14 protein-coding genes are annotated in these 18,097 nt (G+C 72.6%); 7 read left to right on the top strand and 7 right to left on the bottom strand.

What is annotated here, in order from left to right:
- Positions 1-23 precede the first annotated feature (23 nt).
- From ACWDAS_RS03170 to ACWDAS_RS03150, 5 genes are all read left to right on the top strand, one after another.
- Positions 24-1,310 carry a hypothetical protein gene (locus ACWDAS_RS03170; RefSeq protein ID WP_450386930.1) on the top strand — a complete coding sequence of 429 codons (1,287 nt, stop codon included), beginning with the start codon at positions 24-26 and terminating at the stop codon, positions 1,308-1,310.
- A complete protein-coding gene (locus ACWDAS_RS03165) occupies positions 1,307-3,916 on the top strand; it encodes a tetratricopeptide repeat protein (RefSeq protein ID WP_450386928.1) in 2,610 nt (869 codons plus the stop codon). The genes ACWDAS_RS03170 and ACWDAS_RS03165 overlap by 4 nt, the downstream gene beginning before the upstream one ends.
- Positions 3,917-3,921: 5 nt before the next feature.
- Positions 3,922-5,109, top strand: coding sequence for a PP2C family serine/threonine-protein phosphatase (locus ACWDAS_RS03160; protein WP_450386926.1), 1,188 nt, complete (start codon positions 3,922-3,924; stop codon positions 5,107-5,109).
- Between the two features lie 50 nt (positions 5,110-5,159).
- Positions 5,160-6,509, top strand: a complete 1,350-nt coding sequence (locus tag ACWDAS_RS03155; protein ID WP_450386924.1) for a VWA domain-containing protein — start codon at positions 5,160-5,162, stop codon at positions 6,507-6,509.
- Between the two features lie 98 nt (positions 6,510-6,607).
- The gene (locus tag ACWDAS_RS03150; RefSeq protein WP_450386922.1) at positions 6,608-7,528 is read left to right on the top strand and encodes an FHA domain-containing protein; all 921 of its coding nucleotides are present in this window, start codon (positions 6,608-6,610) and stop codon (positions 7,526-7,528) included.
- Here the strand turns inward: ACWDAS_RS03150 and ACWDAS_RS03145 are convergent.
- Positions 7,509-8,675: a methyltransferase domain-containing protein gene (locus ACWDAS_RS03145; protein ID WP_450386920.1), complete on the bottom strand. Its 1,167-nt coding sequence runs from the start codon at positions 8,673-8,675 to the stop codon at positions 7,509-7,511. The two genes, ACWDAS_RS03150 and ACWDAS_RS03145, sit on opposite strands and share 20 nt — an antisense overlap.
- Positions 8,676-8,736: 61 nt before the next feature.
- Between ACWDAS_RS03145 and ACWDAS_RS03140 the strand changes: the two genes are divergently transcribed.
- Positions 8,737-9,141 (top strand): globin, encoded by a 405-nt coding sequence (locus ACWDAS_RS03140; protein WP_450386918.1) that lies wholly within the window; start codon positions 8,737-8,739, stop codon positions 9,139-9,141.
- On the opposite strand, the gene ACWDAS_RS03135 is transcribed toward ACWDAS_RS03140, so the two are convergent.
- From ACWDAS_RS03135 to ettA, 3 genes are read right to left on the bottom strand one after another with little or no spacing between them, the layout of a single operon-like run.
- Positions 9,142-9,834: a hypothetical protein gene (locus tag ACWDAS_RS03135; RefSeq protein WP_450386916.1), complete on the bottom strand. Its 693-nt coding sequence runs from the start codon at positions 9,832-9,834 to the stop codon at positions 9,142-9,144. It lies immediately after the preceding gene.
- Positions 9,831-10,289, bottom strand: a complete 459-nt coding sequence (locus ACWDAS_RS03130; protein WP_450386915.1) for an acyl-CoA thioesterase — start codon at positions 10,287-10,289, stop codon at positions 9,831-9,833. The genes ACWDAS_RS03135 and ACWDAS_RS03130 overlap by 4 nt, the downstream gene beginning before the upstream one ends.
- A 7-nt stretch (positions 10,290-10,296) precedes the next feature.
- Positions 10,297-11,961: an energy-dependent translational throttle protein EttA gene (gene ettA / locus ACWDAS_RS03125; protein WP_450386913.1), complete on the bottom strand. Its 1,665-nt coding sequence runs from the start codon at positions 11,959-11,961 to the stop codon at positions 10,297-10,299.
- Between the two features lie 562 nt (positions 11,962-12,523).
- Here ettA and ACWDAS_RS03120 point away from each other — a divergent pair.
- Positions 12,524-13,177, top strand: coding sequence for an HAD family hydrolase (locus ACWDAS_RS03120; protein WP_450386912.1), 654 nt, complete (start codon positions 12,524-12,526; stop codon positions 13,175-13,177).
- 72 nt (positions 13,178-13,249) lie between these two features.
- On the opposite strand, the gene ACWDAS_RS03115 is transcribed toward ACWDAS_RS03120, so the two are convergent.
- From ACWDAS_RS03115 to ACWDAS_RS03105, 3 genes are all read right to left on the bottom strand, one after another.
- Positions 13,250-14,746 (bottom strand): IMP dehydrogenase, encoded by a 1,497-nt coding sequence (locus ACWDAS_RS03115; RefSeq protein ID WP_450386910.1) that lies wholly within the window; start codon positions 14,744-14,746, stop codon positions 13,250-13,252.
- 211 nt (positions 14,747-14,957) lie between these two features.
- Positions 14,958-15,329: a DUF6221 family protein gene (locus tag ACWDAS_RS03110; RefSeq protein ID WP_450386908.1), complete on the bottom strand. Its 372-nt coding sequence runs from the start codon at positions 15,327-15,329 to the stop codon at positions 14,958-14,960.
- Between the two features lie 96 nt (positions 15,330-15,425).
- The gene (locus tag ACWDAS_RS03105; protein WP_450386906.1) at positions 15,426-17,900 is read right to left on the bottom strand and encodes a SpoIIE family protein phosphatase; all 2,475 of its coding nucleotides are present in this window, start codon (positions 17,898-17,900) and stop codon (positions 15,426-15,428) included.
- Positions 17,901-18,097: the final 197 nt, after the last annotated feature.

Raw genomic sequence — 18,097 nt, 5'->3', positions numbered from 1 at the left:
CGGCGGGAAAGAGAGAAGGTGCGATGGCGGTCGCGGGACCATCCGGACCGGCGATGAGCCGCGAGGACGTCGACCGTGCCCTGGCACGGCTCGGTGAGGAGCGGGACGCGGTCGAGGCGTCCCTGCTCGCGCTGCAGGACCACTCCGGCCGCAGGCTGCTGGAGGGCGCGGAGCTGAGCGGTGCCACCAAGGAGCGCTGGGCCGCGGCCGAGCAGGCCGTCGCCGTGCTGTGGACGCACTTCGACACGTACACGGACGCCCTGACCACCGCCCGCGCCCTGCGCGCCCGGCGTCGCTGGCCCACCCAGAGCGAACTGCGGGAGCTGACCGAGCTGCTGCGCGGTTCCGGTGTCACCGTCTCCGGCGGCGCCGTGCCGGAGGCGGCGCGGGGCCTGACCGGGCCGGCCCGGCTGAGCGAACGGCTGAGCCTGGAGCAGCTGCTGGCACGGATGAACCAGTGGTACGCGCAGGTGATGGAGGTCGTCTCCGCCGTCGACGCGGTGTGGTCCGCGCTGCCCGCACGCATCGACCTGCTGGCCGCGGAGGCGCAGCGGGTGCGCTCGCTGGCCGAGTCCGTCGGCGTGCGCCCCGGCACCCACCCGTCCGGCGACGACCTCGCGGAGATGCTGGACTCGCTGGCGGCACTGCGCGCCCAGGTGGTCTCCGACCCGCTCGCCTTCTGGTCCGGCGGCCGGCCCGACACCGAGCGCTACGAACGGGCGGGGCGGACCCTGGAGGACATACGGCGCGAGGTCGAGGCCGTGCTGCACGTCCGGGACGACGCCGACCACCGGCTGATGCGGCTGCGGGACGTCCTGTCGCGCGCCGACCGCACCCTCACCGAGGCGCGCAGCGCCCGGGTGGAGGTGCTCGCCAAGATCGCGGCTTCGGAGGTGCCCGCGGTCAGCGGGGCGCCGGTCGCGCTCCACGAGCAGTTGTCCGCGGCGGTCGACTTCCGCAGGACCGGGCAGTGGCACCGGCTCTCGCCGCTGCTGGACGGCCTCGAACAGCAGGCGGACGAGGAGTTGCTGCGTGCCCGCGAGTCGCTCACCGCGGTCACCGCGCCGCTCGCCGTCCGCGCCGAGCTGCGCGGCCGGCTCGACGCCTACCGGGCGAAGGTGGCGCGTCACGGAATGGCGGAGGATCCGCTCCTGATGGAGCGGTACGACCACGCGCGGCGTCTTCTGTGGAGTGCGCCGTGCGATCTGCGCGCCGCCGAGAACGCGGTACTGCGCTATCAGCAGGCCGTGGCCGACGTGCTGGTGCCGGGGCAGGCGGAACCTGCCGATCACAAGGGGGATGGACGATGAAGTGCCAGCGTCCGGGCTGCGACGGGACGATCGAGGACGTCGGCGGCGGTGAGCTGTTCTGCGACACGTGCGGGCTCTCGCCGCTGCCGGCGGCGGCCGGGGGCGGCGGCTCGTCCAGGCCGTCGCAGCCGTCGCGGGCCGCCGGGACCGGTCCGGGCTCCGGCGCGTCCTCGCGATCTTCGCGGGCCTCGGGTTCGTCCCGCTCCTCGCGCCGTTCGGTGTCCGGGCGGCTGTCCCGTTCGCTGAGCGGCAGCACGAACGGCACCGCCTCGGTCTCCGTGCGCAGTTCGCGCTCCGGCTCCAGCGGCCCGACCCGCGGCAAGCTGGGCGCCGGGCTGGTGGTCGTGCCGCCCATCCCCCGGCCCGACCCGGCCGCCGCGGTGCTGCAGGACCCGCAGGTGCCGGAGCGGAAGCGCTTCTGCAGCAGGAGCGAGTGCGGGGCGCCGGTCGGCCGCGGCCGCGGCGACCGTCCCGGGCGCACCGAGGGCTTCTGCACCAAGTGCGGCCACCCGTACTCGTTCACGCCCAAGCTGCGGGCCGGCGACGTGGTGCACGGACAGTACGAGGTGGTGGGCTGCCTGGCGCACGGCGGGCTCGGCTGGATCTACCTGGCCGTGGACCGGGCGGTCAGCGATCGCTGGGTGGTGCTCAAGGGCCTGCTCGACACCGGCGACGAGGACGCGCTGGCCGCCGCGGTCTCCGAGCGGCGGTTCCTCGCCGAGATCGAGCACCCCAACATCGTGCGGATCTACAACTTCGTCGAGCACCTCGACGCGCGCGGCGGCAGTCTCGACGGCTACATCGTCATGGAGTACGTCGGCGGCAAGTCCCTGAAGGAGATCGCCAACGAGCGCCGGGCAGCCGACGGCAGACGCGAGCCGCTCCCGGTCGACCAGGCGATCGCGTACGCCATCGAGGCGCTGGACGCGCTCGGCCATCTGCACAGCCGCAACCTGCTCTACTGCGACTTCAAGGTCGACAACGCCATCCAGACCGAGGACCGGCTCGAACTCATCGACATGGGCGCCGTCCGCAGGATGGACGACCAGGACAGCCCGATCTACGGCACGGTCGGCTACCAGGCGCCCGAGGTGCCCGAGGTCGGCCCGTCCGTCGCCTCGGACCTGTACACGGTCGCGCGGACGCTGGCCGTGCTCACCTTCGACTTCCAGGGCTACACGAACGTGTTCGTGGACAGCCTGCCGGACCCGGACGGCATCGAGGTCTTCTCCCGCTACGAGTCCTTCTACCGGCTCCTGGTCCGGGCCACCGACCCCGACCCGGGCCGGCGCTTCGCCTCGGCGGAGGAGATGAGCGAGCAGCTGCTGGGCGTGCTGCGCGAGGTCGTCGCGCTGGGCATCGGCAAGCCGCGGCCCGCGCTGTCCACGCTGTTCGGCCCGGAACTGCGAGTGGTCGACACCGAGTTGCTGGCGCCCGCCGAGGACGCCTCCACCCTGGGCGACCGCATCGCCGCCGGGGCGAACGGCGGCCGGAAGCGCTCCGCGGCGGCACTGTCCGCGGCGGTCAGCGCTCCCGCCCTGCCCGCGGCACCGGCACCGGCACCGGCATCGGCTCCGGGGGGCCACAGCCCGACCGTACCGGGGGCCCCGTTCACCCTGCCCGCGCAGCGGACCGCCGCACCGCCCCTGGCGGCCGGGCCCGCCGTCACGCCCCTCGACGTACGGGCGGCGGCGCTCGCGCTGCCGGTGCCGCATGTCGACCCGGCCGACCCCAACGCCGGTTTCCTGGCCGGACTCGCGGCCGCCGCGCCGTCCGAGCTGGTGGCCGCGCTGCAGGCGGCGCCGGTGCGGTCGCCGGAGTTGAGGCTGCGCATGGTGCGCGCCTGGCTCGACAACACGGACGTCTACACGGCGGTCGAGGCGCTGATCGCGCTCCAGGACGAACATCCCGACGACTGGCGCGTGGTGTGGCACCGCGGCCTGGCCGCGCTCGTCACCGGCGACCACGAGACCGCCGCCCTGTCCTTCGACGCCGTCTACGACGCCTTCCCCGGCGAGCCGGCCCCGAAGCTGGCGCTGGGCGTCTGCGCCGAGGTGCTGGGCCAGCTGGACAACGCCGCCGAGTACTACCGGCTGGTGTGGACCACCGACCAGAGCTACGTGAGCGCGGCCTTCGGCCTGGCCCGCGTGCGGCTCGCGGCGGGCGACCGGGCGGGGGCGGTGGCGGCCCTGGAGTCGGTGCCGGAGTCCTCGATCCACTACACGGCGGCCCGGGTGGCGGCCGTCCGCGCCCGGCTGCGCGGGCGCGCCCCGCAGGAGGCGCTGCTGGAGGACCTGCGGGCCGCCGCCGTGCAGGTGGAGGACCTGCAGCGGCTGGGGCTCGACACACGGCTGCGCGAGCAGCTGTCCACCGAGGTGCTCGGCAGCGCGCTGGACTGGGTGCTGGCGGGGCAGCAGGGCGCGGCCGGCGGCTCGGCCGTCGGATTCGCCACGCCCGGGCTGCTGGGCCGGGACCTGGACGAACGAGGCCTGCGCTTCGGCCTGGAACACTCGTACCGGGTGCTGGCCCGGCTCGCGGACCAGGGCCGGACAAGGATCGAACTGGTGGAGCGGGCCAACCGCCTCCGCCCCCGGACGTGGGTGTAACCGCCATGCCGCACGTGACCGTTTGCCCGGAGTGCGCCGAGCCTCTGGAGCCCGACGACAAGTTCTGCGGCGTCTGCGGCGCCGACCTGGCCGCGCCCCGGGAACCGGAGGCGTACGAACTGGCGCCGCCCGACCCCGCGGCCGCCCCGGAACCGCCGGGCGGTGAGCCGGAGTCGTACGAACTGGCCCCGCCGGGCGGGGACACGGACACGCTCGCCTTCGGCCTGGGCACCGCCGACCTGCCCCGGGCACGGATCACCGATCCCCGTCTGGACCCGCCGTCGGGCGGCCTGTCCGCGACCGCGCCGCGCTGCGTCGCGTGCGGCATGGGCGACGTCGACCCGGACGGCTACTGCGAGCACTGCGGGCACGCGCAGCCCCGGCCCCGCGACCACCAGGAGCAGGAGTCCGAGGGCGCGGCCGCCGTGACCGACCGCGGCCTGCGGCACCACCGCAACGAGGACGCCTTCGCGCTGGCGACGACCGCGCTGCCCGACGGCACGCCCGCCGTCGTGGCCGTGGTGTGCGACGGGGTGTCCTCCGCGTACCGGCCCGACGACGCCTCCGAGGCCGCCGCGGGCACCGCGAGCAAGGCCCTGGTGCACTCCCTCGCCCGCGGCGCGCATCCGGAGGACGCGATGCGCGACGCGCTGCTCGTGGCCGCCCAGGCGGTGACCGACCTCGCGGCCGAGACGCCCGAGGAGGAGGCCCGGCGCCACCACAACGCGCCGGCCTGCACCTGCGTCAGCGCGATCACCTCCGGCAAGACCTTCACCGTGGGCTGGATCGGGGACAGCCGCGCCTACTGGATCCCCGACGACCGCTCCGTGCCCGCCTCCCGGCTGACCGAGGACGACTCCTGGGCCGAACGCATGGTGGCGCTGGGCCTGATGACCCAGGCCGAGGCGTACGCGGACGAACGGGCCCACGCCATCACCGGCTGGCTCGGCGCGGACGCGGTGGAACTGGACCCGCACACCGCTTCCTTCGAACCGGACGAACCGGGTGTAGTGGTGGTGTGCACCGACGGACTGTGGAACTACGCGGAGTCGGCCGCGGACCTGGCCTCCGTGGTGCCCGCGGACGCCCGCACCCGCCCGCTGCACTGCGCGCGGACGCTGGTCGGGTTCGCCATCGACGGCGGCGGGCACGACAACATCACCGTCGCCGTGCTCCCGTTCCCGGCCGCGTGACCTTCCTGATGCTCTCTTTCGGTGGTTGACAAGCGCAAGGAGCGCACCCGATGGCCAACTTCTCCAAGTCAAACGTGCCGCAGTTCTCCGTCGACATCTACCAGAACGAGTTCCTCCCGGAAGGCGGGCGCGAGGTCAACGCGATCGTCACCGTGACCTCGACCGGCGGCGGCACCTCCGGAGGGCTGCCGCTGGCCACCCAGGCGCCGGGCGACGTGCCGGGCTCCGGGCCCGGCGCCGCCGTGGTGATCATGGTGGACTGCTCGGGCTCCATGGACTACCCGCCGACCAAGATGCGCAGCGCCCGCGACGCGACCGCCGCCGCCATCGACACCATCCGCGACGGCGTCGCCTTCGCCGTGGTCGCCGGCACCCACCAGGCCAAGGAGGTCTACCCGGCCGACGGCGGCCTCGCCGTCGCCGGCCCCGCCACCCGCCACCAGGCCAAAGAGGCGCTGCGGCGGCTCGGCGCGGGCGGCGGAACCGCTATCGGCACTTGGCTGAGGCTGGCCGACCGGCTGCTGGCCACGGCCGACGTGTCGATACGGCACGGCATCCTGCTCACCGACGGCCGCAACGAGCACGAGAAGCCGGAGGCCTTGCGCGCCGCGCTGGACGCCTGCGCGGGCCGCTTCACCTGCGACGCGCGCGGCGTCGGCACCGACTGGGAGGTCAAGGAGCTGACCGGGATCGCCTCCGCGCTGCTGGGCACGGTCGACATCGTCGCCGACCCGTCCGGCCTGGAGGCCGACTTCCGGCAGATGATGGAGAACGCGATGGGCAAGGAGGTCGCGGACGTCTCCCTGCGCGTGTGGTCCCCGCAGGGCGCGGAGATCCAGTACGTCAAGCAGGTCGCGCCCACCGTGGAGGACCTCACCGCCCGCCGCACCGAGGCCGGCCCCCGCGCCGGCGACTACCCGACCGGTTCCTGGGGCGACGAGTCGCGCGACTACCACGTCAACGTGCTGGTGCCGACGGCCGGCATCGGCCAGGAGATGCTGGCCGCGCGGATCTCCCTCGTCCTGCCCCAACCGGACGGCACCCCGCGGGTGCTGGGCCAGGGGCTGGTGCGGGCGGTGTGGACGGACGACATGGCGGCCTCGACGCGGATCAACCCGCAGGTCGCCCACTACACCGGACAGGCGGAGCTGGCCCAGGTCATCCAGCAGGGCCTGGAGGCCCGCAAGCAGGGGGACTTCGACTCCGCGACCGCCAAACTCGGCAGGGCCGTGCAGCTCGCCAGCGCCTCGGGCAACGATGACACGGCCAAGCTGCTGGCCAAGGTGGTGGACGTGGTGGACGCGGCGACGGGTACTGTGCGGCTGAAGGCCCGCGTGGCGGACGCCGACGAGATGACCCTCGAGACACGTTCGACGAAGACCGTCCGTGTGAAGAAATAGAGCAGCGGGACACAGAGGGGCAGAGGGGAGAGGGCGACATGTCGACTTGTCCGAACGGTCACCGGTCCGCGACGGACGACTGGTGCGAGGTGTGCGGAATGCGCATGTCCCCACCCCCCTCCTCGGCTCCCGCCGCCCCCGCCCCGCCGCCCACGTATGCGGCGCCCGGACCGCCACCGCCCCCGCCGCCCTACTCCGGGGGCTACTCGCAGGGCTACACGCCGGGTTACGAGCCCGCCTACGAGCCTGCGTACGACCCCGGCCAGGCCCACGGTCGAGGCGGCCCCGGCTACGACCCCGACGCCACCGCGGCCGCCGAGCCGTGCCCCAACTGCGGCACCCCGCGCGAGGGTTACGCCCAGTTCTGCGAGGAGTGCCGCTACAACTTCGTCACCCACGCGGGCACCACCTTCGTCCCGCCGGGGCCGCCCGCCTCCCCCGGCTTCCCGCCGGACGGGCCGCCGTACCAGCGCTACGAGTCGCAGCGGTCCCGGCCGTCGCAGATCAACCGCCCGGCGGAGCCGCTGGCCCCGGAGTCGGTGACCTCCGGTTCCGGCGACTTCCTGCTCCCGCCGCCGACCGCGCCGGAGCCCGAGCCCGTGCAGGCGGGCCCGGCCACCTGGACCGCCGTCATCGCCGCCGACCGCGACTACTTCGCCGGCATGATGGCCCGCAGCGGCCCGGAGGCACGCGGGCTGTACTTCCCGTCGTACTCCCCCGAGCAGCGACTGCCGCTGACGGGCGCGCAGATCACCGTCGGACGGCGCCGGCACAGCACCGGCGAGGCGCCCGACATCGACCTGTCCCGGGCGCCCGAGGACCCGGGCGTCTCCCACAAGCACGCCGTGCTGGTGCAGCAGCCGGACGGCAGCTGGTCGGTGGTGGACCAGGGCTCCACCAACGGCACCACCGTCAACGGCGGCGAGGACCCCATCGACCCCTTCGTGCCCGTCCCGCTGAAGGACGGGGACCGGGTGCACGTCGGCGCCTGGACGACGATCACGGTCGTCCGCGACTGACACCGGCCGCTCCCGGGGCGGACCGCAGCTCCCAGCGGTGCGGTCCGTCCGGGCGGTCGAGCCAGGTCCACTGACGGCCGTCCTCCACGCTCATGCCGAAGCGGTCGCGGGGCGGCTGCCCCGCACTGCGCCACAGGGCGTACGCCTCCTCGACGGCCGCCCACAGGTCCCGCGGCCCGGAGAGCAGGACCGTGCCGTCGCGGACGGCGTGCGCGGTGGAGCCGTCGGCGGCGGTGACGGTGGGGCCGCCCGTGGTCCAGCGGACGTCCGCGTCCCCGGCGTACAGGCCGAGCAGGAAGCGGAACAGCTCGTTCTCCAGGACCCGCGGCGGGGTGTCGCTGGCCCGGCTGCGCCCGCCGCTGCCCTCGCCCGAGCCGCCGGTCGTCCCGGCGGCGTCCCGGCGCGGGGCGGCACCGGCGCCCCGCAGCGAGACGAAGTACGCGGGGGTGTGCAGGAAGCGCCCCTCGGCCCGCTCCGGGCCGGTCACGCGCAGCGCGATCAGCCCGGACGCCAGGGGCGCGAGGATCAGCCCGCCGCGACGGCACTGGCGCGGCCACGCCTCGGGCACCGACGGCAGCTCGCAGGTGGCGATGATCCGGTCGTACGGCGCGCGCTCCGGGCAGCCCAGCGCACCGTCCCTGGTGACCACCGCCACCGGGTGCCCGGCCGCGGCCAGATGCGCGCGGGCGGCGTCGGTGATCTCCGCGTCCAGGTCCACGGTGGTCACGGCGGCGGTGCCGAGGCGATGGGCGAGCAGCGCGGCGTTGTACCCGGTGCCCGCGCCGATCTCCAGGGCCCGCTGCCCGTCCTCGACCCGCAGCGCCTCCAGCATCGCGGCCATCAGTGAGGGCTGGCTGCTGGAGGAGACCGGTTCCCCGTCCCGCACCAGCGTGACCAGCGGGGTGTCCGCATAGGCGCCCGACAGCCATCGGGCCCGGCCGCGCGGATCCGGGTCGTCGGCCGACAGCCGGGTGAACCCGCCGCCCGAGCGGGGCCGGTGGTAGACGGGGACGAACGGATGGCGCGGGACGTCGTCGAACGCGGCCCGCCACCGCGGGTCCGCCAGCCCGCCGGCCGCGGCGATGCGGCGCACCAGCCGGGCCCGCAGCGGCAGCGCCGCCGCCGCGTACCGGTCACCTTCCGTCATATGACCACTCTGCGACCGTGACCCCCTCCGGACAACGCGGGCCGTCTGAGAGCATGGGAGCGTGAACGAGATCCCGCGGGGCACCCTTGAGCAGCAGACGTTCTTCGAGGCGGTCGGCGGCGAGCCGACTTTCCGGCGGCTCGTCCGCCGCTTCTACGAAGGCGTCGCCGAGGACCCGATCCTGCGCCCCATGTACCCGGAGGAGGACCTCGGCCCCGCGGAGGAGCGCATGAGGCTCTTCCTCATGCAGTACTGGGGCGGTCCCCGCACGTACAGCGAGAACCGCGGACACCCCCGGCTGCGGATGCGGCACGCGCCCTTCCGGGTCGACCAGGCCGCCCACGACGCCTGGCTGCGGCACATGCGGGCCGCGGTGGACGAGCTGGAGCTGGAGCCCGACCACGAGCGGCAGCTGTGGGACTACCTGGTCTACGCGGCGGCGTCGATGGTGAACACCGCGGGCTGATCAGACGGGGCTGACCGACAGCCCCGGCACCCCGCGCCGGACGGCGACCGAACCGTAGGGCGTGCGCAGCCGCAGCCACGGCCCCGCCGTGAGCAGCACCACCGCCGGCTGACCGCCGGTGCGCGGCGCCGGGACGGGGGTGCGCACCGGACGCAGGAAGCCCAGCGCGTGGGCGGCGTGCACCGCCCGCAGCGGCAGGCCGGTGGCGCCGAGCTGCCGGGACCAGATGTCGTCGGCGATGGCGTCCAGCTCCGCGCGGGTGCGGCGTTCGGGCAGCAGCGCCTCGCTGCGGTCGCGGAACTCGGTGACGGCGGCGGCCGCCACGGCGCGCACGTCCTCCGCGGGCGGCAGGCCCGCCACCCGCTCCCAGCCGCCGCGCGGCGGGAGCAGTCCGGCCCAGGCCGGCCCGGTGACGGCGGCGGGCACGGTGATCACGCCGGCCGCCTCGTCGATGCCGTCGAGCAACTGCCCGGCGGAGACGGTCGAGTCCAGGTCGTCGGCGGCCGCGTCCAGCTCGGCCGTCCGTACCGCCAGGACCCCGCCGCCGAACGGCGGCTGCCCGAACACGGCGAGGACCGTGCCCGAGGCCCGCAGCCGGACGACGGCGGCCTTGTCCCAGCCGAGCAGCCGGGCCAGGAAGGCGGCGAAACCGTCCGCCTCCCTGGCATCGGCGAGTCGCAGGATCGCCGTCATGCGGCGACTGCCTCCTCTTCGGCCTCGTCCGGGGCGCCCGCGCGGGCGCCGTCGTCGTGGAACTCCTGGAGGAACGACCGCTCCTCCGCCGTGATCCGGCGCGGCCGGCCCTTCTCGAGGTTGTAGGGCACCACGACCGTGGAGGCGCGCACGTACACCGTCTCCGCGTCCTTGATCTCGTACGCGACGGTCAGTGAGGCGGCCCCCACCTTGGTCACCCACGTCTCGACGGTGACCGGCTCATGCCGGTGGACCAGCGGACGCAGGTAGTCGATCTCGTGGCGGGCGACGACCGACCCGCCCGTGAACGACTCGCTGCCCTCCCCGGGCGCCAGCCGGAACATGAAGTCGATCCGGGCCTCCTCCAGGTAGCGGAGGAAGACCACGTTGTTGACGTGCCCGAAGGCGTCCATGTCCGACCAGCGCAGCGGGCAGCGGTAGATGTGACGGGCCATCTGCCGCTCAGCCCCGGGTGAGCTTCTTGTAGGTGGCGCGGTGCGGCCGGGCCGCGTCCGGGCCGAGGCGCTCGACCTTGTTCTTCTCGTACGACTCGAAGTTGCCCTCGAACCAGAACCACTTGGAGTCACCCTCGTAGGCGAGGATGTGGGTGGCCACCCGGTCCAGGAACCAGCGGTCGTGGGAGACGACCACGGCGCAACCGGGGAAGTCCAGCAGCGCGTTCTCCAGCGAGGACAGGGTCTCCACGTCGAGGTCGTTGGTCGGCTCGTCGAGGAGCAGCAGGTTGCCGCCCTGCTTGAGGGTGAGCGCCAGGTTCAGGCGGTTGCGCTCACCACCGGAGAGAATGCCGGCCGGCTTCTGCTGGTCCGGGCCCTTGAAGCCGAAGGCGCTGACGTACGCGCGGGACGGCATCTCGACCTGGCCGACGTTGATGTAGTCCAGCTCGTCCGACACGACCGCCCAGAGGCTCTTCTTGGGGTCGATGTTGGCGCGGTTCTGGTCGACGTAGGAGATCTTGACGGTCTCGCCGACCTTGATCGAGCCGGAGTCCGGGGCCTCCAGGCCCTGGATCATCTTGAACAGCGTGGTCTTGCCGGCGCCGTTGGGGCCGATAACGCCCACGATGCCGTTGCGCGGCAGGGTGAAGGAGAGGTCGTCGATGAGGACCTTGTCGCCGAACGCCTTGGAGAGGTTGTTGACCTCGACCACGATGCTGCCCAGACGCGGGCCCGGCGGGATCTGGATCTCCTCGAAGTCGAGCTTGCGCATCTTCTCGGCTTCGGCGGCCATCTCCTCGTAGCGGGCGAGGCGGGCCTTGGACTTGGCCTGGCGGCCCTTGGCGTTGGAGCGGACCCACTCCAGCTCTTCCTTGAGCCGCTTGGCGCGCTTGGCGTCCTTCTGGCCCTCGACCTTGAGACGGGACTGCTTGGTCTCCAGGTACGTGGAGTAGTTGCCCTGGTACGGGTAGGCGCGGCCGCGGTCGAGCTCGAGGATCCACTCGGCGACGTTGTCCAGGAAGTACCGGTCGTGGGTGATCGCCACGACGGTGCCCGCGTACTTGGCCAGGTGCTGCTCCAGCCACTGCACGGACTCGGCGTCCAGGTGGTTGGTGGGCTCGTCGAGCAGCAGCAGGTCAGGGGCCTCCAGCAGCAGCTTGCAGAGCGCGACGCGGCGCTTCTCACCACCGGAGAGGTTGGTCACCGCCCAGTCGCCGGGCGGGCAGCCGAGGGCGTCCATCGCCTGCTCCAGCTGGGCGTCCAGGTCCCAGGCGTTGGCGTGGTCCAGCTCCTCCTGCAGCTTGCCCATCTCGTCGAGCAGCGCGTCGGAGTAGTCGGTCGCCATCAGCTCGGCGATCTCGTTGAAGCGGTCCAGCTTGCCCTTGATCGCGCCCACGCCGTCCTGGACGTTCTCCAGCACGGTCTTGGACTCGTCCAGCGGGGGCTCCTGCAGCAGGATGCCGACGGAATAGCCGGGCGAGAGGAACGCGTCGCCGTTCGAGGGCTGCTCGAGACCCGCCATGATCTTGAGCACGGTGGACTTACCGGCACCGTTCGGCCCCACGACACCGATCTTCGCGCCGGGGAGGAAGCTCAGGGTGACGTCGTCGAGGATCACCTTGTCGCCGTGCGCCTTGCGCGTCTTGCGCATGGTGTAGATGAACTCAGCCAAGAGAAACCGTCCGGCGTTCGATGTGTGGGCAGATACACCCCATCTTGCCAGCCGTCCACCCCTGGGCGGAAACGAGTAGGCGGGCGACCTCGCTCACGCCTCCGACCTGGGCTCGCGCATTCCGCGACCCGTCGTCCCTGGTCGTCGCCGGCCGGCTCGGGGCGGCACCGCGCGGCCCGCAGACGGCCCGGAGGTCGCTCTCCGCGCCGCGAGAGGGCTCCGGTCATGAGCAGCGGCGGGAGATCGCGTACACACCCGAACAGCCGCTGACGCCCGTGGTGCGCCGGGGCGTACGGGACGGGCCGCGCACCGTGAAAGGCGGCGCACACCGAGGACCGGGCCGGGGAGCAGTGGCGCCGCGCAGCCATCGCCGTCGGCGGCTCGTGGGGCCGGGGCCGCCACGAGAAGGGCTGCACCCGGCCCGGTCGCGGCCGGCCGGATGCCCGGACATATGCTCGGTTGCACTTCGATCGCTGCCGACCTGCGCATCGCCGTCTCCGGAGAGGCCTTCTCCGGGCGACCGGTGCCCGGGCGGTCTCGTTGTGAGTGGCGGATTTATATAGTGAGCAGTTCCCCGACGGCCGTTCTCTTCGATCTTGACGGCGTCCTGCTGGACAGCCGGCGCGCCATGCGACAGGCGGTCCTCGGAGTCGCCGGCGCCGTGCTCGGCAAGCCCTTCGGTGAGAGCGAACTGCCCGCGGACCTTGATCATCTGCGCCATGACGAACTTCTGGCGCATCTCGGTGTGGCCGATCAGGAGATCGCGTTCGGGACGGCATGGGAAATCGCGTTGGGCGTGGCGATGCGGAACGCGTCGCCTTTCCCCGGCGCGGTCGATGTCCTGCGTGACCTCGCCACCGCCGGCACCGAGATCGGACTGGTCACCATGCAGCCCCGCACCCGGGTCGCATGGATGATCCCCCAGGAGATCTCGTCGTACTTCTCCGTGGTGGTCGGGTGGGGTGACGCGGAGCCCAAGCCCTCAGGGGCGGGCATCCTGCTCGCGCTCGACCGCTTGGGCGTGCCGCCCGGCCGTGCCTGTTTCGTGGGGGACAGCCCCAGCGACATCGCGGCAGCCTCAGCCGCCGGGATCCCATCGATCGGCGCTGCGTGGGGGTACACCGGGGTCGCCCTGGAGAGGTGCGATCCCACCGTTCTCGTGCATGCCCTGAGTCATGTGCCGGAAGCCGCGAAACGCCTGCTGGGCCTGGCGTAGGCCCAGCAGCGTAACGACCGGGGCTCGCCCGTCTTCCTTCCCCCTCGGCTCTCCGCGGCCCTCGGCGGCGTCTCAGGCGAGTGCCGGCGGGGTGTCCCGCAGGGTGACGTTGGCGTGGCTCTCCTGGAAGCTCTGGTCCGAGACCAGAGTGAGCCGGGCGGTGGACCGGAACTCCGGCAGGGTGGTGGAGCCGCAGGAGACCATCGTGGTCTTGAGCTTGGCGATGGTCACCGCGAGCCCTTCGTTGAGGTCGCCGGCGTAGGGGACGCAGCCGTCGACGCCTTCCTCGAAGACCAGCCCCTGACCTCCCTGGCCGTAGCGCTGCCAGTTGCGGGCACGGTTCGATCCTTCGCCCCAGTACTCCTTGACGAAGCCGTCGCGGGTGGGCAGCTTCGCGCCCGCTGCCTGGTCGAAGCGCGCGAAATAGCGCCCCATCATGACGAAGTCGGCTCCCATCGCCAGAGCCAGGGCCACGTGGTAGTCGTGCACGAGCCCGCCGTCGGAGCAGATCGGCACGTATTCGCCGGTGCGCTCACGGAAGGCGCCCCGAGCCGCAGCGACGTCGAGCACCGCGCTGGCCTGGCCGCGGCCGATGCCCTTCTGGTCGCGGGTGATGCAGATGGAGCCGCCGCCCACGCCGACCTTGACGAAGTCCGCCCCCGCCTCGGCGAGGAAGGTGAACGCCTCGCCGTCGACCACGTTGCCGCCACCGACCGGGATCTCCGGATGGTGCTTCTTCACCCAGGTCAGCGCCTGTGCCTGCCAGTCGCTGTACCCGTCGGAGGAGTCGAAGCACAGCACGTCCGCGCCTGCCTCCAGCAGGGCCGGGACACGCTCTCGGTAGTCATGGGTGTTGACGCCCGCGCCGACACGCAGGCGCTTGGCGGCGTCGACGGCCTGGTTCGGGAAGCGCTTGTTGTCGGTGTAGTCGGACCGGAACACCAGATGCTGCAGGTGACCCTCGGCGTCCAGCACCGGGAGGCAGTCGAGCCGCTCGTCCCACAGCCGGGCGTTGGCCTCGGAGAGCGTGGTGTCGGGCCCGCCGTGGGGAAGGTCGGCGATGGCCGTCATCCGGCCGCCGACCGGTCCGCCGAGGTCGTGGCGTTGGGGGTGGAAGTCGCGGGAGGTGACCAGTCCGAGGAGGCGGCCGGTGGCGCTCCCGTCGTGGGTGACCGCGGCGGTGCTGTGGCCGGTGCGTCGCATGACGTCCGCCAGGAGGCCCAGGCTGTCGTCGGGGCGGACGTTCGTGTCGCTGGTGACGAACCCGGCCTTGAAGTTCTTCACCTGGCGCACCGCTGCCGCCTGGTCCTGGATCGATTGGTTGTGGTGCAGAAAGCTCAGACCGCCGTTGCGTGCGAGCGCGATCGCGAGATCGGGCGTGCTGACGGCTTGCATGATCGCGGAGGTGAACGGGGAGTGCAGCTCGATCGCCGATGCCTCGCCCGCGAGGTGCCGCACCAGGGGCGTGCGCAGATCGACCGTCGCCGGCGAGCAATCGGTCCGGGTCCGGTTCGGCAGGAGCAGGAATTCGTTGAACGTCCGTGAGACCTCGGCGATGATCTGTGCCACTCGTTCCTCCTGAACCGTCGACCGGGGCCCGGCTGCCCCGGCGTCGAGGTCGCCCCCATGTCCCAGGGCCCGGGCAGGCAGGAATCGGCAAGGCAGCCGTGGAGGTGCCACAAGCTGCGGCAGAGCCCTGACCGGCCTGTGGATCGAACAGGGTGCGGTCGTGACCTGGCACCCTATCGATTGCACCGGGGGCTGCACGAATCGTGCCCTGTCATCGGCAACCGCCGGTCGCGCGCCGCTTCTTACCGGATTTGGTGGGGCAGCCACTCTCCCGGCTCTCCCCGTCCCATCGGCAGTCGTCCCTGTTGTCCCAGGGGAGCTCGGGATCGCCGGCGGCAGGGCTGAGCACATGCCGGGCCAGGACGCGGCGCTTGGCCGCGACCTCCTCGAGGGCGCGGGCCGGATCGCGCGACGCCGCGTGCTCCGCGATCGCCGGATGGAAACCGGAGAGGTCCACCTGGCAGAAGTCCACGGTGTGGCCGTGGGCGGTCCACACTCCGCGGCCGTCACCATCGCATCGGCCGGCCGGCTCGGCGTCCTCGTCGATTCGCCTCCACGGGAACTCCGTCAAGTCGTCGCTCATGACCGCATCATCATCGACCTCTGGCCCACGCCAGGCACCTGCATGGGGACTCATGACCGGGGTGCACAAATCTGCGGTCGCGCGCCGTCGTTGACGTCAGCAGTGGACCCCGGGGGCGGATGGCCCGGGCAGGTCCGCCTCGGCCCAGACGACCTTGCCGCCCGGTACAGAACGGGAGCCCCATCGACGGGACAGCTGGGCGACCAGGAAGAGGCCGCGGCCGTTCTCGTCCGTGGTGCGTGCGCGGCGCAGTCGCGGGACGCATACGTCGGTGTCGAACACTTCGCACGTCAGGAATTGGTGCCTGATCAGGCGCACAGCGACCGGGCCGGCGCTGTGGCGGAGGGCGTTGGTGACCAGTTCGCTGACGATCAGCTTCATGGGGTCCTCGAGCCCTTCCAGGCCCCATGCGGCCAGCTGACGGGCCGCCAGGTCACGGGCGTCACGGACGGCGGTCCGGTCACCGGTCAGTGTCCAGGACGCGACCCGGGTGGGTTTGAGCGAGCGGGTCCGGACCAGGAGCAGGGTGACGTCGTCGCACGACGCCTGCTCCCGGAGAGTCTGTGTGGCGAGGTCGCAGAGGTCTTCCAGGGAGCGGTCCGGCTGCGCCAGGGCGGTGCCCAGGCGGTGCATCCCCTCCTCGATGTCACCGCCGCGGGTCTCGATCAGGCCGTCGGTGTACAGGGCGAGGATGCTTCCCTCGGGCAGTTCCAGTTCCACGGCCTCGAAGGGGTCCCCCATGCCGATGCCCAGGGGGGCTCCGGTCGGCAGGTCGGGGAAGGTGACCCCGCCTTGGGGGTCGACCATCGCGGGCGGGGGATGTCCTGCCCCCGCCATGGTGCACATGCGGGTGGCCGGGTCGTAGACGACGTACAGGCAGGTGGCGCCCACCACCGCGGGTGCCTGGTCCGGGGCGTCGTCGTCCTCCTCCACCATGCGCTGGACCGTGCCGTCGAGGTGGGCCAGCAGTTCGTCCGGGGGCAGCTCCATATTGGCGAGCGTGTGCACCGTGGCGCGGAGCCAGCCCATGGTCGCGGCCGCGTGCAGGCCGTGCCCGACCACATCGCCGACGACCAGGGCCACCCGCGCGCCGGACAGCGGGATCACGTCGAACCAGTCACCCCCGACACAGTGGTCCACGTCGGCCGGCAGATAGCGCGAGGCCACCTCGACCGCCGAGCCGCCCTTCAGCCGGCGAGGGAGCAGATTGCGCTGGAACGCGAGGGCGGCGGTGTGCTCGCGGGCGTACTTCCGGGCGTTGTCCAACGACTCCGCGGCCAGGCCGACGAGCTCCTCGGCCAGGACGAGATCGACCTCCTGGAACGGCACGGGATCCTTGGTGCGGACGAACAACGCCACGCCCAGCAGGGCGCGCCGCGCGCGGATGGGCACGACCATCAGCGAGTGCATGCCGTTCTCGCTGACCTTGCGCGCCAGGGCCGGTACCTCGTCGGACCATGTGCCCGATGCGGCGGCCAGGACCGGCTCCAGGCGGGACTTCCCGGTGCGCAGGACGTCGGTGAGGGGTGAGACCGGCGGCACGAGGACCAGTTCACCGCGCACCCATGGCGATTCCGGGACCCCGTGGTGGATCGAGGCCAGACCGGCACGGCGGAGTCCGGGGAGGCGCTCGCTCGTCGTGCCGATGCGGACGGGGGGCCCCTCGCCGAACGAGACCGACTGCTCCAGATCGACGGCGACATAGTCGGCGAGCAGGGGCACGGCGAGGTCGGCCAGCTCCTGGCCGGCCTGCATCACGTCCAGGGTGCTGCCAAGCCGCGCACTGGCCCCGCTGAGGACGGCGAGGCGCTCACGCGTACGCCTGCTCTCGATGACATCGGCGCTGATGACGCACACCCCCAGTGCCCGGCCGTCCGCGCCCTGGAGGCACTGGAACGAAACCGCGAACGACTGCTCCCGGCCCAGGTTCGTGGGCAGCCACGTCCGGTACTCGTGGACCTTGGGGGTGCCGCTCTGCATCACCTGCCGCATCAGCGACTCGAGCGTCCTGGCCTCCCCGTCGGACCGCACATCGGTGAACCGGCGTCCGAGCCGTCGGTCACGGGGAAGGCCGTCGTGGCTTTCCATCGTGTCGTTCACCCCGGTGCACCGCAGTTGCCGGTCACGGATGATGATGCCGATCGGCGCGCGGGTGACCAGTGGTCCCCGTACCGATCCGTTCATCGCGTCTCCGGACGAAGCGCCGACGTCGGCAGCGGACGCGAGCCACCGCGTTGCTCCGTCCTGCCCCCGCACCATGGAGATCCGCAGGGTGACGTCGAGCACGCGGCCGTCCCGATGGCGCACTGCCGTCGTGCCCGGCCAGCCGTTCCGGGCGCGGCACTGCTCGACGAACGCCGACGTCGTCGGCGCCTCCCCGAGGGACGGCAGCATGAGTGCGGCGGACCGGCCCACCACCTCCCCGGCGGAGAATCCGGCAAGCTGCTCGGCGGCCTGTGTCCATCCGACCACCGTCCCCTCCTCATCGAGGAGCGCGATTGCCGTGTCGGATATCTCGGACGGGTTCAGTTGCTTACCGATCGACACCGCGTCGGCGCTGGCTGTGGTCATCGAGTTGCCGTCCTCTGATGGTTGGAAACAGGCGGTATAGGGCCAGAGGTCTTCTTTGCCCCTTTCGGGCGATCGACCGGACAGGGATCTGTTTTGTGACAGCGCCGCAGCGGTGGCAGCGACCGGTTCCGTCGTGCATGTCGACGCGGAAGCCCTCCCAGCCGCGTCCGCGCAGCGGGGATCCTCGGTCGTGGAAC

This window comes from Streptomyces sp. NPDC001070 (genome assembly GCF_053598835.1).
The sequence above is the reverse complement of the archived record's forward strand: the minus strand, read 5'-3'. Positions and strand labels throughout refer to the sequence as shown.